Below are 25,535 nucleotides of genomic sequence, written 5' to 3' on the forward strand. Positions count from 1 at the left end.
GCCCGCTCCCACATTGGTTTTTGGTGTCAGCCGAGCAGGTCGCGCAGCACCTGGGTGAACGCGCGGTTACTGTCTTCTTCGCCCGCGTGATGCCCATTGCGCACCACCCACTTGCCGTTCACCAGCACATCGCGTACCTGGCGATCGCCGCCGGCAAACAACCAACGATTGAGAATCCCGTCGCCACTGGCGGTTGCCAGGTAAGGGTCGTTGCCATCGAGCACCAACCAGTCGGCGCGTTTGCCGACTTCCAGCGCGCCAATCGGCTGGCCCAGCGCCTGGGCGCCACCGTCGAGTGCGGCGTCGTACAGCGTACGGCCTACCATCGGCTGATCGGCACCATACAAGCGGTTGCGGCGCTGGTCGCGCAGGCGTTGGCCGTATTCCAGCCAACGCAATTCTTCCACCACACTGAGCGACACATGGCTGTCGGAACCAATGCCCATGCGCCCGCCCTGAGCGAGGAAATCCACCGCCGGGAAAATCCCGTCGCCCAGGTTGGCTTCGGTGGTCAGGCACAGGCCGGCGATGGCGCGACTCTTGGCCATCAACGTGACTTCTTCCGGGTTGGCGTGGGTCGCGTGCACCAGGCACCAGCGCTGATCGACCTCGGTGTTTTCATACAGCCATTGCAACGGACGGCGACCGCTCCAGCTCAGGCAGTCGTCGACTTCCTTTTGCTGTTCGGCGATGTGGATGTGCACCGGGCATTGCTTGTCGCTGGCCGCCAGCACGTCGCTGATTTGCTGGGGCGTGACTGCACGCAATGAGTGGAAACACAGGCCCAGTTGCTGCGCCGGTTGTTGCGCCAGGATTGGCTGCAAGCGTGCTTGCAGGTTCAGGTAGTTTTCCGTGCTGTTGATGAAGCGGCGTTGCCCTTCATTGGGCGCCAGGCCACCAAAACCGGAATGGCTGTAGAGCACCGGCAGCAACGTCAGGCCAATGCCGGAAGTGCTGGCGGCCTGGCTGATTTGCAGCGACAACTCGGCCGGGTCCGCATAAGGGTGGCCGTTGTGGTCGTGGTGCACGTAGTGGAATTCCGCGACCGAGGTGTAACCGGCCTTGAGCATTTCGATGTACAGCTGGCGGGCGATAATCCCGAGTTGTTCCGGGCTGATTTTTCCGACGAGGCGATACATCAAATCGCGCCATGTCCAGAAACTGTCGTTCGGATTGCCGGCGACTTCGGCCAAGCCAGCCATCGCGCGCTGGAACGCATGCGAGTGCAAATTCGGCATGCCCGGCAGCAGCGGCCCGTTCAACCGTTCGGCGCCTTCAGCGCTCGCATCGGCCTGGATGTGGGTCAGCAGGCCATCGGCACTGACCTGGAGACGTACATTGTTGGCCCATCCACTAGGCAGTAGCGCGCGTTCGGCAAAGAAGGCGGACATGGTTCAGCACCCCATCGTGTGTTATTTGTATATACATATACAGACGTTTGCCTGCTCGGTAAACTCCGGCAAGCTAGTCACCTCCATCCATGAACAAGGAATTCCCGTGCCGACTCCGCCTGCCGTATCCACGCTGGCTGCCAATCTGGGCGACAGTCCGGCGCCCTTGTACGCCCGCGTCAAACAGATGATCACCCAGCAAATCGACAGTGGAAACTGGCCGCCGCACTACCGTGTGCCGTCGGAAAGCGAACTGGTCAGCCAACTGGGTTTCAGCCGCATGACCATCAACCGCGCCTTGCGCGAGATGACTGCCGACGGCCTGTTGGTGCGCATGCAGGGCGTCGGTACATTCGTCGCCGAACCCAAGAGCCAGTCTGCGTTATTTGAAGTGCACAACATTGCCGACGAGATTGCCTCCCGTGGCCATCGTCACACGTGCACGGTCATCACCCTTGAAGAAGAAGCGGCCGGTTCCGAGCGCGCCCTGGCGCTGGACATGCGTGAAGGTCAGCGAGTCTTCCATTCGCTGATCGTGCATTACGAAAACGATATCCCGGTGCAAATCGAGGACCGTTTCGTCAACGCACTGGTGGCGCCGGAGTACCTCAAGCAGGACTTCACGTTGCAAACGCCTTATGCCTACCTGAACCAGGTCGCGCCGCTGACCGAAGGCGAACACGTGGTCGAGGCGATTCTGGCCGAGCCTTCCGAATGCAAATTGCTGCAGATTGAAAAAGGCGAGCCCTGCCTGCTGATTCGCCGTCGGACCTGGTCCGGCCGTCAGCCGGTGACGGCGGCTCGCCTGATCCACCCCGGTTCCCGCCATCGTCTGGAAGGGCGGTTCCATAAATAAAGAGCCATAAATAATAAGAGGCACCCATGAGTCAGCTGAACATTTTGCGCGCGGCGAATTACCCGCGCATGCCGTGGAAGAACGGCGGCGGCAGCACCGAAGAAATCACCCGCGATGCCGGTGTAGGACTGGACGGGTTTGGCTGGCGCCTGTCGATCGCCGATATCGGTGAGTCGGGCGGGTTCTCCACCTTCGCCGGTTATGAGCGGGTCATCACTGTGCTGCAGGGCGATGGCATGACCTTGACCGTCGACGGTCACGACACGCAGCCACTGTTACCGCTGAACCCGTTTGCGTTCAGCGGCGAGAGTCACGTTTCCTGCACGTTGCTGGGCGGTTCGATTCGCGACTTCAACCTGATTTATGCGCCGAACCGTTACCAGGCGCGGTTGCAGTGGGTCGATGGGGCCCAACGGTTTTTCAGTTCGGCGGGCACGCTGCTGATTTTCAGCGTGACCGACGCACTTGAAGTTCAGATCGATGGCAGCGTGGCCCATGCACTGGGTTGTCATGATTGCCTGCAACTGAGCGGTAACACCGGCCTGCTGGATGTTTCCGTCAGCGGCCAGTGCTGTGTGATTGAGCTGACAGCACACAGTTAACTGTGGCGAGGGAGCTTGCTCCCGTTCGGCTGCGCAGCAGTCGTAAAACCGGCAAACACGTTTTATCTGATACACCACTTGCTCTGGCTTAGGGTCTGCGTCGCAGACCAGCGGGAGCAAGCTCCCTCGCCACAAAAATCAATCAGCCACCGTTTCCCTGTGCGCACCAATTTGTTACCGAACACCCCAGCGTGGCGCAAAACCACTCTGAAGTAACAACTGGCACTCCTCGAAAAAATCCTGCCAAAAAAAACGGCTCCCCGCCAAACCCTTGTCCCAAGGGCTTTTCAGCCAGATCCAGCACTTTATTGAACCGCCATTCAGCAAGTTGGCCGCTTGATTGCATATGCTTGTATGTACAAGTAAAGACGTATGCGTATGAGTCACGAAGACTCGACCATCGTCCACTGATTCGCCGGTGTGCATTTGTTGCCTGCTGGCTTGCTCGCCCACTGCCTGGGCTGGTTTGGATTGATTGCTGAGGAGTTCCTTTCGTGACTGATAAACCTACTAAGTTTCGTGACGTTGAAATCCGTGCCGCACGCGGTAACAAGCTGACCGCCAAGAGCTGGTTGACCGAAGCGCCGCTGCGCATGTTGATGAACAACCTCGACCCGGAAGTTGCCGAGAACCCAAAAGAACTGGTGGTTTACGGCGGTATCGGTCGCGCAGCGCGTAACTGGGAGTGCTACGACAAAATCGTCGAGAGCCTGACCAACCTGAATGACGACGAAACCCTGCTGGTGCAATCCGGCAAACCGGTCGGCGTGTTCAAGACTCACAGCAATGCGCCACGCGTGCTGATTGCCAACTCCAACCTGGTGCCACACTGGGCGAGCTGGGAACACTTCAACGAACTGGACGCCAAGGGCCTGGCCATGTACGGCCAGATGACCGCCGGCAGCTGGATCTACATCGGTAGCCAGGGCATCGTTCAAGGCACCTACGAAACCTTCGTCGAGGCCGGTCGTCAGCACTACAACGACAACCTCACCGGTCGCTGGGTCCTGACCGCAGGCCTGGGCGGCATGGGTGGCGCTCAACCACTGGCAGCTACCCTGGCTGGCGCGTGCTCGCTGAACATCGAATGCCAACAAGTGAGCATCGATTTCCGTTTGAACAGCCGTTATGTCGATGAGCAAGCCACTGACCTTGACGACGCCCTGGCGCGTATCGCCAAGTACACCAAGGAAGGCAAGGCGATTTCCATCGCGCTGCTGGGCAACGCGGCTGAAATCCTGCCAGAACTGGTCAAGCGCGGCGTGCGCCCGGACATGGTCACCGACCAGACCAGCGCCCACGATCCGCTCAACGGTTACCTGCCAGCCGGCTGGACCTGGGAAGAGTACCGCGCCCGCGCCAAGACCGAGCCGGCTGCTGTCGTAAAAGCCGCCAAGCAATCGATGGCCGTGCACGTTAAAGCCATGCTCGACTTCCAGAAGATGGGTATCCCGACCTTCGACTACGGCAACAACATCCGTCAGATGGCCCAGGAAGAAGGCGTCGAGAACGCATTCGACTTCCCGGGTTTCGTACCGGCTTACATCCGTCCGCTGTTCTGCCGTGGCATCGGCCCGTTCCGTTGGGCTGCACTGTCGGGCAACGCTGAAGACATCTACAAAACCGACGCCAAGGTCAAAGAACTGATCCCGGACGACGCCCACCTGCATAACTGGCTGGACATGGCGCGCGAGCGCATCAGCTTCCAGGGGCTGCCGGCCCGTATCTGCTGGGTTGGCCTGGGCCTGCGCGCCAAGCTGGGTCTGGCGTTCAACGAAATGGTGCGCAGTGGCGAGTTGTCGGCACCGATCGTGATCGGCCGCGACCACCTGGACTCCGGTTCGGTGTCGAGCCCTAACCGCGAAACCGAATCCATGCAGGACGGTTCCGACGCTGTATCCGACTGGCCATTGCTCAACGCCTTGCTCAACACCGCGAGCGGCGCGACCTGGGTTTCCCTGCACCACGGCGGCGGCGTCGGCATGGGCTTCTCCCAGCACTCGGGCATGGTGATTGTCTGCGACGGTACGGACGAAGCGGCCGAGCGTATCGCTCGCGTTCTGCACAACGACCCGGCGACCGGCGTTATGCGTCACGCCGATGCCGGTTACCAGATCGCAATCGACTGCGCCAAGGAACAAGGCCTGAACCTGCCGATGATTACCGGTAAGTAAATCAGTACTTGTAGGAATGGGCTTGTGTGGGAGCGGGCTTGCTCGCGAATGCGGTAGATCAGTCAGCATTGATGTTGGATGTGCCGACGTCTTCGCGAGCAAGCCCGCTCCCACATAAAGCGGTTCTGACAAAGCACTCCAAGAACAATCCACAGAGGTTGAATCATGGCTGTTAATGACGATCGTGCAGGCAGTAAACCGTTGATCGAGAAACGTTCGATCGACTACATCCCGGAAGCGGAGAGACACGGTCGTCTATTGAGTCAGTTCACCCTGTGGCTGGGTGCCAACCTGCAAATCACCGCGATTGTGACCGGTGCCCTGGCGGTGGTGCTCGGTGGGGATGTGTTCTGGTCGTTGATCGGTTTGCTGGTCGGGCAATTGCTCGGCGGTGGCGTCATGGCGCTGCATGCTGCGCAAGGTCCGCAACTGGGCTTGCCGCAAATGATCTCCAGCCGCGTGCAGTTTGGCGTGTATGGGGCGGTGATTCCGCTGGTGCTGGTGTGCCTGATGTACATCGGGTTTTCGGCCAGCGGGTCCTTGCTGGCGGGGCAGGCGGTAGCGCAGTTGCTGCACGTCGAAGACTGGGTCGGCATTGTGCTGTTCGCAGGTGCAATCATGGTCTTCACCATCTTCGGTTACCGGGTGATCCACGGCATCGGCCGGATCGCCAGCGTGCTGGGCGTGGTGGCGTTCATCTATCTGTTTTACAAACTGTTGGCCGGTAACGACATCAGTGCGTTGCTGGGCAACAAGCATTTTTCCCTGAGCAGTTTCCTGTTGGCGATTTCGCTGTCGGCCTCCTGGCAGATCGCGTTCGGCCCTTACGTGGCGGACTACTCGCGTTACCTGCCGCGCAGCACCTCTGCGGCAAAAACCTTCTGGGCCGTGGGCCTGGGTTCGGTGATCGGTGCACAGGCGTCGATGGTCTTCGGTGTGTTTGCCGCAGCCCTGGCCGGTTCCCAGTTCGCTCACCACGAGGTGTCGTTCATCGTCGGCCTGGGCGGCACGGGGATCGTCGCGGCGCTGCTGTACTTCGCGGTCGCATTCGGCAAGGTCACCGTGACCACGCTGAATGCCTACGGCAGCTTCATGTCGATAGCCACCATCATCAGCGGCTTTCGTGGCAGCCGGCATATCGGGAGCGGCGTGCGCCTGCTGTACATCTTCATCATGGTGTCGCTGGCCGCAGCCCTGGCCTTGCTTGGCAAGGACTCGTTCCTCAAGGAGTTCTCCGCGTTCATCCTGTTCCTGCTGGCGTTCTTCACGCCGTGGAGCGCGATCAACCTGGTGGATTTCTACTGCATCACCAAAGAGCGTTATGACATTCCAGCCCTGTCCAACCCCGAGGGGCGCTACGGCCGCTGGAACATCATGGGCATCAGCATTTACGTGTTCGGCGTGTTGATTCAAATGCCGTTCATCTCCACGCACTTCTACACCGGCCCTCTGGTCGCGAGCCTCGGTGATACCGACATCTCGTGGATCATCGGCCTGGTAGTGCCGGCCGCGATGTATTACCTGGCGGCGAAGAAGTGGCATGGCGCAGTACCCGATCATCTGATCCTGCCAGTGGAGCAGGGCGATGTTTCAGGGGTGATAGCCAGTGGTGCGGATCGCGTTGCAGCGATCTGACGGAAACAGACAGGGTCGGGTGCTTTTTGACCGGCTCACGCCAACTCTTGATTGGAAGCGTCACGTAATGAACACAAACAAGACCCTGTCGAACGGTTTACTCAATCAAAAACGGGGACGCATGACCACAGAGCGCATCGATTCGCGGGAACTGGCGAAGATCATTCTGAAGGAACATCCTGAGACCTGGCAGGCGTGGGTCATGACCGACACGGTCAGGCAAATCAACGCGGCACTGTAGGTCGAACCTCCCGGCTCACCGAGAGGCGGGCCGGGACGTTCGCTGCATCCACTTGATTGAGAGTCTCTTATGTTTCCCGAAAGCTTTACCTTTTCCATTGCCGATCGGGTCAACGTTTGGGTTGACGGGTTGGTCGCCAACTACGGTGATGTGTTCCGCCACATCTCCGACACTTTGTTGTGGGCCATCGTCAACCTCGAAGGCCTGCTGCGGGCGGCGCCGTGGTGGCTGATGCTGGTGATCGTCGCCGGCATTGCCTGGCACGCTACCCGTAAGTGGCTGACGACCGTGGTGATTGTGGGTTTGCTGTTCCTGGTGGGCGCTGTCGGCCTCTGGGAGAAACTGATGCAGACGTTGGCGTTGATGATGGTGGCGACGGTTATCTCGGTGCTGATCGGCATTCCGTTGGGCATTCTGTCGGCGCGCAGCAATCGCCTGCGTGCGGTGCTGATGCCGTTGCTCGACATCATGCAAACCATGCCGAGCTTCGTGTACCTGATCCCGGTGCTGATGCTGTTCGGTCTGGGCAAGGTGCCGGCGATTTTCGCCACGGTGATCTACGCCGTGCCGCCGCTGATTCGCCTGACCGACCTGGGCATTCGCCAGGTCGATCGTGAAGTGATGGAAGCCATCAACGCCTTCGGGGCCAACCGTTGGCAGCAACTGTTTGGCGTGCAACTGCCGCTGGCCCTGCCGAGCATCATGGCCGGGATCAACCAGACGACCATGATGGCCCTGTCGATGGTGGTGATCGCCTCGATGATCGGTGCCCGTGGTCTGGGTGAAGACGTGCTGGTGGGGATCCAGACCCTTAACGTTGGGCGTGGCCTTGAAGCCGGTCTGGCGATTGTGATTCTTGCCGTGGTCATCGACCGCATTACCCAGGCCTACGGTCGGCCACGGCACGAGGTGAGCCAATGAACAGCGCCGCCAAGATCGAAGTCAAAAACGTCTTCAAGATTTTCGGTAACCGTTCGGCCGACGCGCTGAACATGATCCGACAGAACAAGAGCAAGGATCAGGTGCTGGCCGAGACCGGTTGTGTGATCGGCGTAAACGACTTGTCGTTGAGCATCGCTACCGGCGAGAGCTTCGTGATCATGGGCCTGTCGGGTTCCGGCAAGTCGACCCTGGTGCGTCACTTCAACCGCCTGATCGACCCGACCAGCGGCGTGATCCTGGTGGACGGCGTGGATATCCTGCAATACGACATGCCGGCCCTGCGCGAATTTCGTCGGCACAAGATCAGCATGGTGTTCCAGAGCTTCGGCCTGTTGCCCCACAAGAACGTGCTGGACAACGTCGCCTACGGTTTGAACGTGCGCGGTGAGAGCAAGCAGGTGTGTGCCGAGCGCGCGCAGCACTGGATCAACACCGTGGGCCTCAAAGGCTACGAAAACAAATACCCGGATCAGCTCTCGGGCGGTATGCGCCAGCGTGTCGGCCTGGCCCGTGCGTTGGCGGCGGACACCGACATCATCTTGATGGACGAAGCCTTCAGCGCCCTCGACCCGCTGATCCGCGCCGAGATGCAGGACCAATTGCTGGAGCTGCAACAGAGCTTGCACAAGACCATCGTGTTTATCACTCACGACCTTGATGAGGCCGTGCGCATCGGCAACCGCATCGCGATCCTCAAGGATGGGCGGTTGATCCAGGTCGGCACGCCGAAAGAGATCCTCCACTCGCCGGCCGATGAATACGTCGACCGTTTTGTCCAGCGTCGCGCGGCGACGGTTTAAGAGCATTGAATGATTTTGAAAGACCCGAAACTGCTGCACAACGTTCCACCGAAGCTGTACTGATTTCTACAAAAGCCAGCGTACCAAGGCGCCTCTCGCTCAAAAAAATGCGGACGGCGACGGACAACGGAAACCTCCGGAGCGACTGGTTGGCACCTGTAAATAAACAGATAAAAAACTCTCAAAAGGAGAATTAATGTGACTGTACTTAACCTCGTTCCTGGCCAACTGAGCCTTGCCCAACTGCGTGCCGTGTACCAGCAACCGGTCAAACTGAGCCTGGACGACAGCGCCTCGCGCCAGATCGAAGCCAGCGTTGCTTGCGTGGAACAGATCCTTGCGGAAAACCGCACCGCCTATGGCATCAACACCGGTTTCGGCCTGCTGGCTTCGACGCGCATTGCCAGCGAAGACCTGGAAAACCTCCAGCGCTCGCTGGTGCTGTCCCACGCGGCGGGCGTTGGCGAGCCGATCAGCGACGCGCTGGTGCGCCTGGTCATGGTGCTCAAGGTCAACAGCCTGAGCCGTGGCTTCTCCGGCATTCGCCGGGTGGTGATCGACGCGCTGATCGCCCTGATCAACGCCGAGGTGTACCCGCACATCCCGTTGAAAGGCTCGGTCGGTGCTTCCGGTGACCTGGCGCCTCTGGCCCACATGTCGCTGGTCCTGCTGGGTGAAGGCAAGGCTCGCTACAAAGGTGAATGGCTGTCTGCGACCGACGCGCTGAAAGTCGCCGGCCTGACGCCGCTGACCCTGGCCGCCAAAGAAGGTCTGGCGCTGCTCAACGGCACTCAGGTGTCGACGGCATACGCGCTGCGTGGCCTGTTTGAAGGCGAAGACCTGTTCGCCGGTGCGCTGGCACTGGGCGGCCTGACCGTTGAAGCGGTGCTGGGTTCGCGCTCGCCGTTCGATGCGCGCATCCACGCGGCCCGTGGCCAGAAAGGCCAGATCGACGCCGCTGCTGCGTACCGCGACCTGCTGGGTGAGCGCAGTGAAGTGTCCGACTCGCACCAGAACTGCGAAAAGGTCCAGGACCCGTACTCCCTGCGTTGCCAGCCACAAGTCATGGGCGCCTGCCTGACTCAGTTCCGTCAGGCGGCTGAAGTGCTGGCCATCGAAGCCAACGCTGTGTCGGACAACCCGTTGGTGTTCGCAGCAGAAGGCGACGTGATCTCCGGCGGTAACTTCCACGCTGAGCCGGTGGCCATGGCTGCCGACAACATGGCGTTGGCTATCGCTGAAATCGGCTCCCTGAGCGAGCGCCGCATCTCGTTGATGATGGACAAGCACATGTCCCAACTGCCGCCGTTCCTGGTGGCCAACGGTGGCGTGAACTCCGGCTTCATGATCGCCCAGGTGACGGCGGCCGCCCTGGCCAGCGAAAACAAGGCACTGGCTCACCCTCATTCGGTGGACAGCCTGCCGACCTCCGCTAACCAGGAAGACCACGTTTCCATGGCACCTGCCGCTGGCAAGCGCCTGTGGGAAATGGCCGAAAACACTCGCGGCGTGCTGGCGGTCGAGTGGCTGGCCGCGTGCCAGGGCCTGGACCTGCGCGACGGTCTGAAAACTTCGTCGAAACTGGAGAAGGCACGTGGCATCCTGCGTGGCAAAGTACCGTTCTACGAGAAGGACCGTTTCTTCGCACCGGACATCAACGCGGCAAGCGAACTGCTGGCTTCGCGCTGCCTGAATGAGCTGGTGACGGCGAAGTTGCTGCCGAGTTTGTGATGGCTTGAGGGGGGGCAGGGCTGAGATTTTTTCGCCCTCCAGAACCACCCCTCACCCCAGCCCTCTCCCCAAGGGGGAGAGGGGAAGGGAGCCGATCTGCGTTGTTCTCGAGAGGTTCATTCAACTCGATATCCCAGGTCGCAGCGTCTCGCAAGCAACTCTCGGTCAGTCCCCTCGCCCCTCTGGGGAGAGGGTTAGGGTGAGGGGGGATTTAGCTGATGCAGAAAATGTCTGGCCTGGTTAAACCCCTTAATCCCTTATCAATATTCTCCGACAAAAACAATTAAGGACGAGAAATGCAACAGCCAGCAAAAACTCTGAAACGCGGGCTCTCTGCCCGACATATTCGCTTCATGGCACTGGGGTCGGCGATCGGCACCGGGCTGTTCTACGGTTCTGCCTCGGCCATCCAGATGGCCGGTCCTGCGGTGCTGCTTGCGTACCTGATTGGTGGCGCGGCGGTGTTCATGGTCATGCGCGCCCTCGGCGAGATGGCGGTGCACAACCCGGTTGCAGGTTCCTTCGGCCAATACGCCAGCACCTACCTGGGGCCGATGGCAGGTTTTATCCTCGGTTGGACCTATGCCTTTGAAATGGTCATCGTCGGCCTGGCCGATGTCACCGCATTCGGCATTTACATGGGCTTCTGGTTTCCCGAAGTCGCGCGCTGGATCTGGGTACTCGGCATCGTTTCGGTGATCGGCGGCCTGAACCTGTGCAACGTCAAAGTCTTCGGTGAAATGGAGTTCTGGCTGTCCCTGCTCAAGGTCGCGGCCATCGTCGCCATGATCCTCGGCGGCTTCGGCATCATGCTGTTCGGCATCAGCAGCGCACCGAGCACCCAGGTGACCAGCATCAGCAACCTCTGGACCCAGGGCGGTTTCATGCCCAACGGTGTCGGCGGTTTGATCGCGTCGTTCGCCGTGGTGATGTTTGCCTTTGGCGGCATTGAAATCATCGGCGTTACCGCAGGTGAGGCCAAGGACCCGCAACGCGTGTTGCCCAAGGCAATCAACGCCGTGCCGCTGCGGATCCTGCTGTTCTACGTGCTGACCCTGTTCGTGCTGATGTCGATTTTCCCATGGCAGCAGATCGGTACCCAGGGCAGCCCGTTCGTGCAGATCTTTGACAGCCTGGGCATCAGCTCGGCGGCGACCGTCCTCAACATCGTGGTGATTTCAGCCGCCGTTTCGGCGATCAACAGTGACATCTTCGGCGCGGGCCGCATGATGTATGGCCTGGCCGAGCAAGGTCATGCGCCGAAGGGTTTTGCCCAGTTGTCGCGTCACGGGGTGCCGTGGATGACCGTGGTGGTAATGAGCGTTGCGCTGCTGCTGGGCGTGTTGCTGAACTACCTGATCCCGGAAAACGTGTTCCTGCTGATCGCCTCCATTGCGACCTTCGCCACCGTTTGGGTCTGGCTGATGATTTTGTTCACTCAAGTGGCGATGCGTCGCTCCATGACCGCTGAACAAGTGAAGCAGTTGAAGTTCCCGGTACCGTTCTGGCCGTATGCGCCGATGGCGGCGATTGCCTTCATGCTGTTTATCTTCGGCGTGCTGGGTTACTTCCCGGACACTCAGGCAGCGCTGATCGTCGGTGTGGTCTGGATCGTGCTGTTGGTGCTGGCCTACCTGACCTGGGTCAAACCGGCGGCAGGGCAGGCGGCGAAGGTGGCACGCGACCCTTCTTTCACTCATCAATAACCTACGGAGGCCACGGATGAAAACTCTCTGGCAACACTGCCACGTTGCAAGCATGGCGCAGGGCACTTACTCGATTATCGAGGATGCCGCCATCGTGACGTCAGGAGCGCACATTGAGTGGATCGGCCCACGCAGCGAACTACCGCCCGGCGATTACCGCGAGCAGCATGACCTCGCGGGGGCCTGGGTCACTCCGGGCCTGATTGATTGCCACACCCACACGGTGTTCGGTGGCAACCGCAGCGGCGAGTTCGAACAGCGTTTGCAAGGCGTGAGCTACGCCGACATTGCCGCGGCCGGTGGTGGCATTGCCAGCACCGTGCGCGCCACCCGCGCAGCGACTGAAGACGAGTTGTTCGCCAGTGCGAAAAAACGCCTGAAAAGCCTGATGCGTGACGGTGTGACCAGCATCGAGATGAAATCCGGTTATGGCCTGGACCTGACCAGCGAGCGGAAAATCCTGCGGGTGATTCGTCGCCTAGGTGCCGAACTGCCGGTCAGTGTGCGCAGCACCTGCCTGGCTGCTCACGCCTTGCCGCCGGAATACGCCGACCGCGCCGACGATTACATCGAACACATCTGCACCGACATGCTTCCGGCGCTGGCCGCCGAAGGCCTGGTGGATGCGGTGGACGCGTTCTGCGAATACCTGGCGTTCTCGCCTGCCCAGGTCGAGCGGGTGTTCATGGCCGCGCAGACGCTTGGTTTGCCGGTGAAACTGCATGCCGAGCAGTTGTCGTCGTTGCACGGCTCCAGCCTTGCGGCGCGTTATCACGCGTTGTCGGCCGATCATCTGGAGTTCATGACCGAAGACGACGCCATTGCCATGGCCGCCTCCGGCACCGTCGCCGTGTTGCTGCCGGGGGCTTTCTACTTTCTGCGTGAAACCCAATTGCCGCCGATGGATGCCTTGCGCAAGCACGGGGTGAAAATCGCCATTGCCAGTGACCTCAACCCCGGCACCTCGCCGGCGTTGTCGGTTCGGCTGATGTTGAACATGGCCTGCACCTGTTTCCGCATGACCCCGGAAGAGGCTCTGGCCGGCGCAACGATTCATGCGGCCACGGCGCTGGGCATGGGCGACACCCATGGCTCGCTGGAAGTCGGCAAAGTCGCTGATTTCGTGGCATGGCAGATTGATCGGCCAGCGGACCTTTCGTACTGGCTGGGCGGTGACCTGGAAAAACGCGTCGTGCGTCACGGCGTTGAAGTCGATTTATAGGAGAGCGGTTGTGGATAAGGTTCTGAACTTCAAACAAGGCCGGGTGCCGCTGCTGATCAGCATGCCTCACGCGGGTTTGCGCCTGACGCCGGTGGTGGAAGCCGGTTTGATCCCCGAGGCGCAAAGCCTGCCGGATACCGACTGGCATATTCCCACGCTGTACGACTTTGCCACTGAGCTGGGCGCCAGCACCCTGGCGGCCGAATACTCGCGGTTTGTCATCGACCTGAACCGTCCGTCCGATGACAAACCGATGTATGTCGGTGCGACGACCGGCCTGTACCCGAAGACGTTGTTTGACGGCGTGCCGTTGTTTCGTGAAGGGCTGGAGCCGTCGGCGCAAGAGCGTGCCACTTATCTGGAGCAGATCTGGGCGCCGTACCACAGCACCTTGCAGCAGGAGCTGGCGCGCCTCAAAGCCGAGTTCGGTTATGCCTTGCTGTTCGATGCGCACTCGATCCGCTCGGTGATCCCGCATCTGTTCGACGGCAAGCTGCCGGACTTCAACCTCGGCACCTTCAACGGTGCCAGTTGTGATCCGCAATTGGCCAGCCAACTGGAAGCCATCTGCGCGCAGCACACGGATTACAGTCACGTCCTCAACGGGCGTTTCAAGGGCGGCCACATCACCCGTCATTACGGCAACCCGGCCGAAAACATCCACGCGGTGCAACTGGAACTGGGGCAATGCACTTACATGGAAGAGTTCGAGCCGTTCCGTTACCGGCCTGACCTGGCGGCACCGACCCAGGTGGTGCTCAAGCAATTGCTGCAAGCGCTGTTGGCGTGGGGGCAGAAGCAGTACGGAGCCTGACGCGGTAACTGTGGCGAGGGAGCTTGCTCCCGCTTGAGCGCGAAGCGGTCGCAATCCGGCCAATGTGTTTTTCCTGATGGCGCGCTGCTGTCTGTTTTACGACTGCTGCGCAGCCGAGCGGGAGCAAGCGCCCTCGCCACAATGGTTGACTTAGGTCGACGAAACACTGAGATCCCCCCGATTTCTCCAAGGACATGCTCATTGCACCATTCGGGTTTATGATGCCCAACGGCAGACTAATAGAAGTCCCCCCAGGGATGACCTCGACCCCTTACGGAGCGCGCAATGCAGACTTTGTTCCCGCAGATCAAACCCCACGCTCGGCACGATCTGGCCGTCGATGAAACGCACACGCTGTACGTCGACGAAAGCGGTTCACCGGAGGGTTTGCCGGTGGTATTTATCCATGGCGGCCCGGGGGCCGGGTGTGATGCGCAGAGCCGCTGCTACTTCGATCCGAACCTGTACCGCATCGTGACCTTCGATCAGCGCGGTTGTGGTCGTTCGACCCCGCACGCCAGCCTGGAAAACAACACCACCTGGGATCTGGTCGCCGACCTTGAGCGGATTCGCCAGCATCTGGGCATCGACAAATGGGTGCTGTTCGGCGGCTCCTGGGGGTCGACCCTGGCCCTGGCCTACGCTCAAACCCACCCGGAGCGGGTGCACGGTCTGATCCTGCGTGGGATCTTTCTATGTCGTCCGCAGGAAATCGAGTGGTTCTACCAGGCCGGTGCCAGCCGTCTGTTTCCCGATTACTGGCAGGACTACATCGCGCCAATCCCTGCGGATGAGCGCCACGACCTGCTCAGCGCTTTCCACAAACGCCTGATTGGCAACGACCAGATCGCCCAGATGCATGCGGCCAAGGCGTGGTCGACCTGGGAAGGGCGCACCGCGACCCTGCGCCCGAACCCGATGGTGGTCGACCGCTTCTCCGAGCCGCAGCGTGCGCTGTCGATTGCCCGCATCGAATGTCATTACTTCACCAACAACGCTTTCCTGGAGCCGAACCAGTTGATCCGCGACATGGGCAAGATCGCCCATTTGCCAGGGATCATTGTCCATGGTCGCTACGACGTGATCTGCCCGCTGGACAACGCCTGGGAACTGCATCAGGCCTGGCCGAACAGCGAATTGCAGGTGATCCGCGACGCCGGGCACGCCGCCTCCGAGCCGGGTATCACCGATGCCCTGGTCCGGGCGGCCAGCCAAATGGCTCGACGCCTGCTTGACCTGCCGCCCGAAGAAGCATGAAGGGCCTGTTGCAGCGCGTGCGCGGCGCGCGTGTCGAAGTTGCTGGCGAGATTGTGGGCGCGGTAGACCAGGGTTTGCTGGTGCTGGTGGCGGTCGAACCTGCGGACACCCGGGCCAGCGCCGACAAACTGCTGCATAAGCTGCTTAACTATCGGGTATTCAGCGATGCCGAGGGCAAGATGAACCTGTCCTTGGCCGACGTCGGAGGTGGTTTGCTGCTGGTTTCGCAGTTCACCCTCGCCGCGGACACCAAAAACGGCTTGCGCCCCAGCTTTTCAACCGCCGCACCCCCTGCGCTGGGAGAGGAGTTGTTTGACTATCTATTAGGCAAGGCGCAACAGTTACATGGCACTGTGGCATCAGGGAGATTTGGCGCGGACATGCAGGTGCATTTGGTCAATGATGGCCCTGTGACGTTCCTGTTACAGACCTGAAAGCGCCTGAAACAAGTTTTTAGGCGTGTTTCGGTCAAAAACAGGGGTTTTTCGCGATAAATACTTTGTTACCCCTGATGCGTTGTAACGCAGGCTACTAGATAATCCCGCGCTACGGGGATCAGCGTTCGTTGGCCCATTTTTGACTTAGGTAGAGACTTGTTCGGAACCGTTTGGGGAATCATTTAGCCCCATCGGAGTCGGAACAATGCTCGCCAACCTGGCATGAGTGGTCTGTACGGTTGGTTTTGTGAGCCTTATTTTGGATCTGACGCCCAAGTAAGCTCACACAACCAACCACACGGGCCACCTGGTCTGGCCGTTGGTTTTTTGATCTGTTTTCGGCGAGGGTTGCTCGTGATTGTTAGTCCCTGTAATGCACCAAGATTGTCTGCCAAGCGGTTGCGAAACGTACTGGTGACGGGCTCTGCCCTGCTTTGCCTGCTCAGCGCCGGCCAGCTTTGGGCATTCAATCTGGATGATGTGTCGGCCAAGGCAAAAGAAATGGCCGGGCAGAAATACGAAGCCCCGCGCAGCAATCTGCCGAACGAATTCCGTGAAATGAAATTCGCGGACTATCAGAAGATTCGTTTCCTGACCGAAAAAGCCGAGTGGGCCGATCAGAAGTCTCCGTTCAAGCTGTCGTTCTATCACCAGGGGATGCACTTCGACACGCCGGTGAAAATCAACGAAATCACCGCCAACGCCGTGCAAGAGATCAAATACGATCCGGCGCGTTTCGATTTCGGCGACGTCAAGTTCGATCCTAAAGCCACCGAACAACTGGGTTACGCCGGTTTCCGTGTGCTGTACCCGATCAACAAGGCTGACAAGCAAGACGAAATCATGACCATGCTGGGCGCGAGTTACTTCCGCGTGATCGGCAAGGGTCACACCTATGGTTTGTCCGCCCGTGGCCTGGCCATCGACACCGCGCTGCCGTCCGGCGAAGAGTTCCCGCGCTTCACCGAGTTCTGGATCCAGCAACCGAAGCCGACCGACAAGCACCTGGTGATCTTCGCCTTGCTCGACTCGCCGCGTGCCACCGGTGCCTATCGCCTGACCCTGCGTCCGGGCAGCGACACCATCGTCGACGTCAAGGCGCAAATGTTCCTGCGTGAAAAAGTCAGCAAACTGGGCATTGCCCCGCTGACCAGCATGTTCCTGTTCGGCGCCAACCAGCCGTCGAAAGTCCTGAACTACCGTCGCGAACTGCACGATTCCAGCGGCCTGTCGATCCATGCCGGTAACGGCGAGTGGATCTGGCGCCCACTGAACAACCCGAAACACCTGGCCGTGAGCAACTTCTCCGTTGAAAACCCGCGTGGTTTCGGCTTGCTGCAACGTGGCCGTGACTTCAGTCATTACGAAGACCTCGACGACCGCTACGACAAGCGCCCAAGCGCCTGGATCGAGCCAAGCGGCGACTGGGGCAAAGGCACCGTCGACCTCGTAGAGATCCCGACTGCCGACGAAACCAACGACAACATCGTTGCCTTCTGGAGCCCGGAAAAACTGCCGGAGCCTGGCCAGCCGCTGGACTTCGCTTACCGCCTGCACTGGACCACCGATGAAGCGGCCCTGCATTCGCCGGACAGCGCCTGGGTTGAGCAGACCCTGCGATCCACCGGTGACGTGAAGCAGTCCAACCTGATCCGTCAGCCGGATGGCAGCGTTGCCTACCTGGTGGACTTCGAAGGCCCGTCCCTCAAGGCGTTGCCGGAAAATGCACCGGTTCGCAGCCAGGTGAGTGTTGGCGACAACGCCGAACTGGTCGAGAACAGCGTGCGCTACAACCCTGAAACCCAGGGCTGGCGCCTGACCTTGCGCATGAAGATCAAGGACGCGAGCAAGTCCACCGAGATGCGTGCCGCGCTGGTCAAGGACATCGTTGTGCCTGAGCCGGTCAAGGCCTCGGCGCCGATGGCCAACTCTTCCGTGGCCAAGGCCGAAAAAGTCGCCGCCAAACAGCACGAGAAGAAAGAAAAAGAAGCCAAAGACAAAGACGCCAAGCAGCCTGCCGCTGCCGAAGCAGCCCCAGCCACACTAGAGTCAGCGGTTAAAACTGAACAAGTCTTGACCGAGACCTGGAGCTACCAGTTGCCTGCCGATGAGTAATTCACACGCACAGCCAGAGACTCTCAACGAGTACCTGGCTCATCTGCCGATGACCGATGAGCAGCGCGCCACACTCGCGGGTTGCAAGTCCTTCAGCGAGCTGCATGAACGTCTGTCGTCTGCCACATTCGACGCACCGGGCGAGGCCGCCCAGGCCTCGGTTGGCCGCCGGCTGACCCTCAACTCCGCCGAGGAACTGGAAGAAGCCGAAATGCTGGTGCTCGACGCCAGCGGTCGGGTTTGCCTCAAGGCCACGCCGCCGATCCGTCGGACCAAGGTCGTGCCGGAGCCATGGCGCACCAACATTCTGGTGCGTGGCTGGCGTCGCCTGACCGGTCGCACCAATCCGCCGGCACCGCCCAAGGATGAGCGTGTGCTGCCGGCTGCTCGCTGGCGCACCGTCGGTTCGATCCGCCGCTACATTCTGCTGGTGCTGATGCTCGGCCAGACCATCGTCGCGGGCTGGTACATGAAAGGCATCATGCCGTACCAGGGCTGGGCGTTCGTCGACCTTGAAGAAGTCCTGCATCAGCCCTTGATGCAAACCGCCACGCAAGTGCTGCCATATGCGCTGCAAACCAGCATCCTGATTCTGTTCGGGATTCTGTTCTGCTGGGTCTCGGCCGGTTTCTGGACGGCGCTGATGGGCTTCCTCGAGTTGCTCACCGGCCACGACAAGTACCGCATTTCCGGTAAAAGCGCCGGCAACGAGCCGATCCCGAAAGACGCGCGTACCGCATTGGTGATGCCGATCTGCAACGAAGACGTACCGCGGGTGTTCGCCGGTTTGCGTGCGACCTTCGAGTCGGTTGCCGCCACTGGCGACCTGGATCGCTTCGATTTCTTCGTCCTCAGTGACAGTAACGACACCGACATCTGCGTGGCCGAGCAGCAAGCCTGGCTGGACGTCTGCCGTGAGGCCAAGGGCTTCGGCAAGATCTTCTATCGCCGCCGTCGCCGTCGCGTTAAGCGCAAAAGTGGCAACCTCGACGACTTCTGCCGTCGCTGGGGTGGCGACTACAAGTACATGGTCGTGCTCGACGCTGACAGCGTGATGAGCGGCGAATGCCTGACCAGTCTGGTGCGCTTGATGGAAGCTACGCCGGACGCCGGGATCATCCAGACCGCGCCACGCGCCTCGGGCATGGACACGCTGTATGCGCGCATGCAGCAGTTCGCTACCCGTGTGTACGGTCCATTGTTCACCGCCGGCCTGCACTTTTGGCAGTTGGGCGAATCCCACTACTGGGGCCACAACGCGATCATCCGCATGAAGCCGTTCATCGAGCACTGCGCCCTGGCGCCGTTGCCCGGTAAAGGCGCGTTTGCCGGTGCGATTCTGTCCCACGACTTCGTTGAAGCGGCGCTGATGCGCCGTGCCGGCTGGGGCGTGTGGATTGCCTACGATCTGCCGGGCAGCTACGAAGAACTGCCGCCCAACCTGCTGGATGAACTCAAGCGTGACCGTCGCTGGTGCCACGGCAACCTGATGAACTTCCGGCTGTTCCTGGTCAAGGGCATGCACCCGGTGCACCGTGCGGTGTTCCTGACTGGCGTGATGTCTTACCTGTCGGCGCCGTTGTGGTTCTTCTTCCTGGTGCTGTCGACAGCGTTGCTGGCGGTCAACACGCTGATGGAGCCGCAGTACTTCCTGGAGCCGCGCCAGCTGTATCCGCTGTGGCCACAATGGCACCCGGACAAGGCCATCGCGCTGTTCTCGACGACCATCGTGCTGCTGTTCCTGCCGAAGTTGCTGAGCATCATCCTGATCTGGGCCAAGGGCGCGAAAGAGTTCGGTGGCAAGTTCAAGGTGACTTTGTCGATGCTGCTGGAGATGTTGTTCTCCATGCTGCTGGCGCCGGTGCGGATGATTTTCCACACCCGTTTCGTCCTCGCCGCGTTCCTCGGTTGGGCCGCGACCTGGAACTCGCCGCAACGTGACGACGATTCCACGCCGTGGAGTGAGGCGGTAAAGCGCCACGGTCCGCAAACCCTGCTGGGCTTCTTCTGGGCCCTGCTGGTGATCTGGCTGAACCCGAGCTTCCTGTGGTGGCTGGTGCCAATCGTCGGGTCGCTGATGCTGTCGATACCGGTGTCGGTGATCTCCAGCCGCGTGAAGCTGGGCCTCAAGTCCCGTGACGAGAGCCTGTTCCTGATTCCCGAGGAATACAATCCGCCACAGGCCTTGCTGGCGACTGACCAGTACACCCACGAAAACCGTTGGCACGCGCTGAACGACGGCTTCATCCGGGCCGTGGTCGACCCTCAGCAGAATGCCTTGGCGTGTGCTCTGGCGACGTCGCGCCATGGTCAGGCGGAGCCCATCGAATGGCTGCGTACCGAGCGGGTGCGTCATGCGTTGAAAGTCGGCCCGGCGGGCCTCAACAATGGCGAGCGTCTGGCGCTGTTGAGTGACCCGGTGGCCTTGGGGCGCTTGCATGAGCACGTCTGGAATGAAGGTCACGCCGAATGGCTGGACGCGTGGCGAGCCTCGGTGAAAGCCGATCCTCACGCCCCGTTGTTGCCGCTCAGGCCGGCAGTCGTGCAGGCGTTACCCGCCTGATGAAAAAGCCCCCGCTGACCCAGCGGGGTTTTTTTTGCCTGATCATCGGCAGCCAAATTGCGGTTCGACCCCTTGTGCAAACGGCCGAGTGCGTTAGCATCGCTGCCTCCTTGGTGTGCCCGGACAACGTTTTGTCCGTATCTGTCGGTTTTCCAAGGCAAACCGGCATTTTGCTCGCCTCACAATAAAATAAGGTTGGGGACTGGATGATGAAGAAGTATCTCTCGATGCTGCTGCTCGGCGTCACGGCACTGGTGACGGTCAACGCGGCGCAAGCTGGCGCCATCGACGACGCGGTCAAGCGCGGTACGCTCAAAGTCGGCATGGACCCGACCTATATGCCGTTTGAAATGACCAACAAGCGCGGCGAGATCATCGGTTTTGAAGTCGATATCCTCAAAGCCATGGCCAAGGCCATGGGCGTCAAGCTGGAGATGATTTCCACCGGCTACGACGGCATCATCCCGGCCCTGCTGACCGACAAGTTCGACATGATCGGTAGCGGCATGACCCTGACCCAGGAACGCAACCTGCGCCTGAACTTCAGCGAACCCTTCATTGTGGTCGGCCAGACCCTGCTGATCCGCAAGGAGCTGGAAGGCACCATCAAGTCGTACAAAGACCTGAACACCGCCGAGTACCGCATCACCTCCAAGCTGGGCACCACCGGCGAGATGGTCGCCAAGAAACTGATCGCCAAAGCCAAGTACCACGGCTACGACAACGAGCAGGAAGCCGTGCTTGACGTGGTCAATGGCAAGGCTGACGCTTTCATCTACGACGCGCCGTACAACGTCGTGGCAGTGAACAAGGTCGGCAACGGCAAACTGGTGTTCCTCGACAAGCCGTTCACCTATGAGCCGCTGGCCTTTGGTCTGAAGAAGGGTGATTACGACAGCATCAACTTCATCAACAACTTCCTGCACCAGATCCACGAAGACGGCACCTACGATCGCATCCATGACAAGTGGTTCAAAGACACCGCTTGGCTCAAGGACATGGAATAAGGCCTGACAGGCGGCGCTCGGTCAGATAGACCGCGCCGCCCCATTCGAGAGCAAGCCCGCTCCCACAGTTGACCGCGTGCTCAGCGAGCGACTCGGTCCAATGTGGGAGCGGGCTTGCTCGCGAAGACGGCCTCCCTGGCGACATAGAATTCGGAATTTGCTGACAAATGAAACATAAAAAAGCCCAATGGCCCTGGCACGTCTTGACCGTGTTGGTGCTGGTCGGCCTGGCTGGCGCGTTGTATTACGCCACCTCGCTGATGTCTTACGAATGGCGCTGGAACCGCGTGCCGCAGTACTTCGCCTACCATGCCGAAGAAACCCAGCGCGCAGCGGACATCTCCACGGTTAGCGAGTTGGTCCGCAAAGGCGACAAGGCGCAAGTAACCCTGCGTAACGATGCCGGCGACGAGCAACACCTGACCGTCGACGGCAACAGCCTGCAAGTGGCTCAAGGCGATGATGTGGCCGAAGGCGACGTGGTCGGCGTGACCCGGCATTGGGCCGCAGGTCCGCTGTTGTGGGGGCTGTGGACAACCTTGTGGCTGTCGGTGGTGTCGGGCGTGCTCGGTCTGCTGATCGGGCTGGCAACCGGCCTGTGCCGGCTGTCGAACAACCCGACCCTGCGTGACCTGTCGACTGTGTACATCGAACTGGTGCGCGGAACTCCGCTGCTGGTGCAGATCTTCATTTTCTACTTCTTCATCGGCACGGTGCTCAACCTGTCCCGCGAGTTTGCCGGGATCGCCGCGCTGTCGCTCTTCACGGGCGCCTACGTGGCAGAGATCATTCGTTCCGGTGTGCAGTCGATTGCCCGCGGGCAGAACGAGGCCGCCCGTTCGCTGGGCCTGAATGCCAGCCAGTCGATGCGACACGTGGTGTTGCCGCAGGCGTTCAAACGCGTGCTGCCGCCGCTGGCCGGGCAATTTATCAGCCTGGTGAAAGACACCTCGCTGGTGTCGGTGATCGCCATCACCGAGCTGCTCAAAAGCGGTCGGGAAGTCATCACCACCTCGTTTTCGCCGTTCGAAATCCTGTTCTGCGTGGCAGGCCTGTACCTGTTGATCAACCTGCCGCTGTCGAAAATCGCCAGTCGGCTTGAGCGGAGGCTCGCACAAAGTGATTGAAGTCCGCGATCTGATAAAAGTCTTCGACACCCGTGGCCAGGTGGTTCGCGCGGTGGATAACGTCACCACTCAGGTCGCCAAGGGCGAAGTGCTGGTGGTGATTGGCCCTTCGGGTTCTGGCAAGTCGACCTTTTTGCGCTGCCTCAATGGCCTGGAAGCGTTCGATTCCGGCTCGGTGAGCATCGACGGTTTGCAACTGGCTGACCCGAAAACCGACGTAAATGCCTATCGGCGTGAAGTCGGCATGGTGTTCCAGCACTTCAACCTGTTCCCGCACATGACCGTGCTGGAAAACCTCTGTCTGGCGCAGAAAGTCGTGCGCAAGCGCGGCAAGAAGGAGCGCGAGGCCAAGGCTATGGAGTTGCTGAAAAAGGTCGGTATCGCGCAGAAGGCCAACGAGTTCCCTTCGCGCCTTTCCGGCGGTCAGCAACAGCGCGTGGCAATTGCCAGGGCGCTGGCCATGGAGCCGAAGGTCATGCTGTTTGACGAGCCCACCTCGGCGCTTGACCCGGAAATGGTCGGCGAAGTGCTGGACGTCATGAAGACCCTGGCGGTGGAAGGCATGACCATGGTCTGCGTAACCCACGAAATGGGGTTTGCGCGGGAAGTGGCGGATCGGGTGTTGTTCTTCGATCACGGCAAGTTGCTGGAAGATGCCGCACCAGCCGAGTTTTTCGATGCTCCGAAAGACCCGCGGGCGCAGGCATTTTTGCGCCAGGTTCTATAATCTCGTCGCCTGTCGAATCGCCTTCGCGAGCAAGCCCGCTCCCACAGGAGTACGCATTCCAATGTGGGAGCGGGCTTGCTCGCGAAAGCATCGCCTCGGTCCCAGGCGAACCGAAGCATCTGCATCCCCTCACACCTTGAACTTGCCCACCAGCATCTGCAAATGGGTGCCCAACCGCGCCAGTTCAACGCTGGACGCTGCGGTTTCTTCGCTGGCGGCCGAGGTCTGCTCGGAGACGTCACGCACGTTCAGCACGCTGCGGTTGATCTCTTCGGCCACGGCGCTTTGCTGTTCGGCGGCGGCAGCGATCTGCTGGTTCATCGATTGAATTGTAGACACGGTGCGGGTGATGTTGGTCAGCGAGCCGCCGGCGCGACGGGTCAGCTCAACACTGCTGTCGGTCAGGCTGCGGCTGTTGTCCATGATGGTCGCGACTTGCTGGGTGCCGTTTTGCAGGCCAACGATCAACTCTTCGATTTCTTCGGTGGACTTCTGGGTGCGCTGGGCAAGGCTGCGGACTTCGTCGGCAACCACCGCGAACCCGCGTCCGGCTTCACCGGCCCGGGCCGCTTCGATGGCGGCGTTGAGCGCCAGCAGGTTGGTCTGTTGGGCTACGGATTTGATCACATCGAGCACGCTGCCGATCTTGTCGCTTTCGCGCTTGAGATGGCCCATGGCTTCAGTGGAGTTGCCCACTTCGGCGGCCAGGCGCTCGATCTGGGCAATGGCTTCGCCGACCACTTTGTCACCTTCGCGAGCCTGCTGGTCGGCGGCGACCGCTGCTTCCGAAGCTTCTTCGGCGTTGCGGGCGACTTCCTGCACGGTGGCGGCCATCTCGTGCATGGCGGTGGCCACCTGGTCGGTCTCGACCTTCTGGCTGTTGACCCCGGCGCTGGTTTGCTCGGTCACGGCAGACAGCTCTTCGGCTGCGCTGGCGATTTGCGTGACGCCGTCGCTGATGCCGCCGATCAGTTCACGCAGGCCCACGGTCATGCCCTGCATGGCGCGTTGCAACTGACCGAGTTCGTCGCGGCGTTTAGAGTTGAGGTTTTGGGTCAGGTCACCCGCGGCGATACGCTCGGCCACTTTGAGGGTCTGGCTCAGCGGGATGATGATCTGCCGGGTGATGGCCCAGGAGGCGAACAGGCCAAACACCAGTGCCAGGGCCGTCACCAGAATCAGAGTGCTTTTGGCTTGCGCGGCTTCGGCGTCACGCACCTTGGTTTGGGAGACGGTCAGTTGGTCGCTCAGTTCCATCAGGCGGTCGCCCTGTGCGGACATGCGCTTGAGGGCATCGGCACTGGCGACCTGGGAATCACGGAACTGGCTGACAGCAGCGCGGTAGCCAATGAGCGAGTCGGTGGCTTGCTGGAGGTTGGCGATGTGCTGTTCCGGCAGTTTGCCCGGCAGGCTTTGGAGGTTTTTCAGGGCGTCGTCGATGGCGTCCAGTGCGGGTTTCTGGGCCTCGACCTTGCCGCTGTAGGTGTAACCACGTACCTGGAAACGTGCTTGCTGGATCAGTTTGCTCAGGTCGATCACGCTGTTGAACTGGGCGACGCTGTCGCCTTGCAGGACCGACTTTTCGACTTCCGCCACACGGGCCACCGCGTTGTCGGCGGTAGCGCCGAGCCTGGCGCGTGCGGCCTCGCGGTTGCTGGTGGCCTGGGTCATGTCGTTGAAGGCGTGCTTGTATTCGCCAACGGCGTCGACTTGCTGGTTGAGCATCGCCACGTCGCTCGGTTGCACGATCATCTTGAGGGCGTTGTGCAGGCCTGCCTCGAGTTTGTCGAGCAGCTCGCTGACCGCTGCCGGGCCTTGTTCGCCACGGCGCATTTCGTAGTCCAGGCGTGCGATGCGCAGGTCTTTGGTCTGCTCGTTGAGGGTGGAAATGTAGCCGAGCTTGTCACCGCGCTCGATCACTTTGCCCAGGCCCATCCATCCGCTCACGGTGATTAACAGGGTCAGCAGGAGCACCAGGCCGAAGCCGACGCCGAGTTTACGGTTGACGCTCACATTTCCCAGCTTTTCTGCTAACCAACGGTACATGCTGTGAACTCCCTGTTATCACGGGTTGGACTTATAGGCAGGCTATCGGCCGGCGCGCGCAAATCTGTAGGATCACCGCAATGTCTGGGCGGGTATTCACCTGTGGCGAGGGAGCTTGCTCCCGTTCGGCGGCGTAGCCGTC

The 25,535-nt window shown here is 60.5% G+C and carries 19 protein-coding genes and 2 pseudogenes; 18 read left to right on the plus strand and 3 right to left on the minus strand.

From position 1 onward, the window contains the following. Positions 1–26 precede the first annotated feature (26 nt). A complete protein-coding gene (locus AC1Z1G_RS01890) occupies positions 27–1,391 on the minus strand; it encodes a formimidoylglutamate deiminase (protein ID WP_483624392.1) in 1,365 nt (454 codons plus the stop codon). Positions 1,392–1,578: 187 nt separating this feature from the next. Between AC1Z1G_RS01890 and hutC the strand changes: the two genes are divergently transcribed. The 18 genes and pseudogenes from hutC (at position 1,579) to AC1Z1G_RS01980 (ending at position 23,347) form a co-directional block, all read left to right on the plus strand. Further along, the gene (hutC, locus tag AC1Z1G_RS01895) at positions 1,579–2,247 is read left to right on the plus strand and encodes a histidine utilization repressor (protein WP_347906118.1); all 669 of its coding nucleotides are present in this window, start codon (positions 1,579–1,581) and stop codon (positions 2,245–2,247) included. A 26-nt stretch (positions 2,248–2,273) separates the two neighbouring features. After that, entirely contained in the window at positions 2,274–2,849 is a 576-nt protein-coding gene (locus tag AC1Z1G_RS01900; protein WP_483624394.1) for a HutD/Ves family protein, read from the plus strand. A gap of 494 nt (positions 2,850–3,343) precedes the next feature. Beyond that, positions 3,344–5,023 (plus strand): urocanate hydratase, encoded by a 1,680-nt coding sequence (gene hutU / locus AC1Z1G_RS01905; protein ID WP_347903350.1) that lies wholly within the window; start codon positions 3,344–3,346, stop codon positions 5,021–5,023. Between the two features lie 165 nt (positions 5,024–5,188). Beyond that, positions 5,189–6,658, plus strand: coding sequence for a purine-cytosine permease family protein (locus tag AC1Z1G_RS01910; protein ID WP_483624397.1), 1,470 nt, complete (start codon positions 5,189–5,191; stop codon positions 6,656–6,658). A gap of 97 nt (positions 6,659–6,755) precedes the next feature. Further along, positions 6,756–6,899: pseudogene (locus AC1Z1G_RS01915) on the plus strand (histidine ABC transporter substrate-binding protein); the annotation flags it as partial. Between the two features lie 69 nt (positions 6,900–6,968). Further along, positions 6,969–7,820: an ABC transporter permease gene (locus AC1Z1G_RS01920; protein ID WP_483624399.1), complete on the plus strand. Its 852-nt coding sequence runs from the start codon at positions 6,969–6,971 to the stop codon at positions 7,818–7,820. Continuing rightward, positions 7,817–8,641, plus strand: a complete 825-nt coding sequence (locus AC1Z1G_RS01925; RefSeq protein ID WP_483624401.1) for a quaternary amine ABC transporter ATP-binding protein — start codon at positions 7,817–7,819, stop codon at positions 8,639–8,641. The genes AC1Z1G_RS01920 and AC1Z1G_RS01925 overlap by 4 nt, the downstream gene beginning before the upstream one ends. 198 nt (positions 8,642–8,839) lie before the next feature. Further along, positions 8,840–10,372, plus strand: a complete 1,533-nt coding sequence (hutH, locus tag AC1Z1G_RS01930) for a histidine ammonia-lyase (protein WP_483624403.1) — start codon at positions 8,840–8,842, stop codon at positions 10,370–10,372. A gap of 296 nt (positions 10,373–10,668) precedes the next feature. Next, the gene (locus AC1Z1G_RS01935; protein ID WP_483624405.1) at positions 10,669–12,078 is read left to right on the plus strand and encodes an amino acid permease; all 1,410 of its coding nucleotides are present in this window, start codon (positions 10,669–10,671) and stop codon (positions 12,076–12,078) included. A 16-nt stretch (positions 12,079–12,094) separates the two neighbouring features. Next, a complete protein-coding gene (gene hutI / locus AC1Z1G_RS01940) occupies positions 12,095–13,300 on the plus strand; it encodes an imidazolonepropionase (protein ID WP_483624407.1) in 1,206 nt (401 codons plus the stop codon). 10 nt (positions 13,301–13,310) lie between these two features. Continuing rightward, complete coding sequence (gene hutG, locus AC1Z1G_RS01945) at positions 13,311–14,114, plus strand: N-formylglutamate deformylase (RefSeq protein ID WP_483624409.1); 804 nt, start codon at positions 13,311–13,313, stop codon at positions 14,112–14,114. A 285-nt stretch (positions 14,115–14,399) separates the two neighbouring features. Then, complete coding sequence (pip, locus tag AC1Z1G_RS01950; protein WP_483624411.1) at positions 14,400–15,371, plus strand: prolyl aminopeptidase; 972 nt, start codon at positions 14,400–14,402, stop codon at positions 15,369–15,371. Then, positions 15,368–15,805, plus strand: a complete 438-nt coding sequence (dtd, locus tag AC1Z1G_RS01955; protein WP_483624413.1) for a D-aminoacyl-tRNA deacylase — start codon at positions 15,368–15,370, stop codon at positions 15,803–15,805. The genes pip and dtd overlap by 4 nt, the downstream gene beginning before the upstream one ends. A 357-nt stretch (positions 15,806–16,162) precedes the next feature. Then, entirely contained in the window at positions 16,163–17,923 is a 1,761-nt protein-coding gene (locus AC1Z1G_RS01960; protein WP_483624415.1) for a glucan biosynthesis protein G, read from the plus strand. Further along, positions 17,916–20,486: a glucans biosynthesis glucosyltransferase MdoH gene (gene mdoH / locus AC1Z1G_RS01965; RefSeq protein WP_483624417.1), complete on the plus strand. Its 2,571-nt coding sequence runs from the start codon at positions 17,916–17,918 to the stop codon at positions 20,484–20,486. Before AC1Z1G_RS01960 ends, mdoH begins: the two co-directional genes overlap by 8 nt. A gap of 209 nt (positions 20,487–20,695) precedes the next feature. Next, entirely contained in the window at positions 20,696–21,493 is a 798-nt protein-coding gene (locus tag AC1Z1G_RS01970; RefSeq protein ID WP_483624419.1) for a transporter substrate-binding domain-containing protein, read from the plus strand. A gap of 167 nt (positions 21,494–21,660) precedes the next feature. Then, complete coding sequence (locus AC1Z1G_RS01975; RefSeq protein ID WP_483624421.1) at positions 21,661–22,620, plus strand: amino acid ABC transporter permease; 960 nt, start codon at positions 21,661–21,663, stop codon at positions 22,618–22,620. Further along, positions 22,613–23,347 (plus strand): amino acid ABC transporter ATP-binding protein, encoded by a 735-nt coding sequence (locus AC1Z1G_RS01980; protein ID WP_347903368.1) that lies wholly within the window; start codon positions 22,613–22,615, stop codon positions 23,345–23,347. The genes AC1Z1G_RS01975 and AC1Z1G_RS01980 overlap by 8 nt, the downstream gene beginning before the upstream one ends. Positions 23,348–23,476: 129 nt before the next feature. Here the strand turns inward: AC1Z1G_RS01980 and AC1Z1G_RS01985 are convergent, their stop codons facing one another. Together AC1Z1G_RS01985 and AC1Z1G_RS01990 are read right to left on the minus strand one after the other, a co-directional pair. Beyond that, positions 23,477–24,349: a methyl-accepting chemotaxis protein gene (locus AC1Z1G_RS01985; protein ID WP_483627729.1), complete on the minus strand. Its 873-nt coding sequence runs from the start codon at positions 24,347–24,349 to the stop codon at positions 23,477–23,479. Beyond that, positions 24,335–25,393 (minus strand): annotated as a pseudogene (locus AC1Z1G_RS01990) (methyl-accepting chemotaxis protein); the annotation flags it as partial. The gene AC1Z1G_RS01985 and the pseudogene AC1Z1G_RS01990, both read right to left, overlap by 15 nt. Positions 25,394–25,535: the final 142 nt, after the last annotated feature.

The sequence above is a fragment of the Pseudomonas sp. JL27(2026) genome (genome assembly GCF_056933555.1).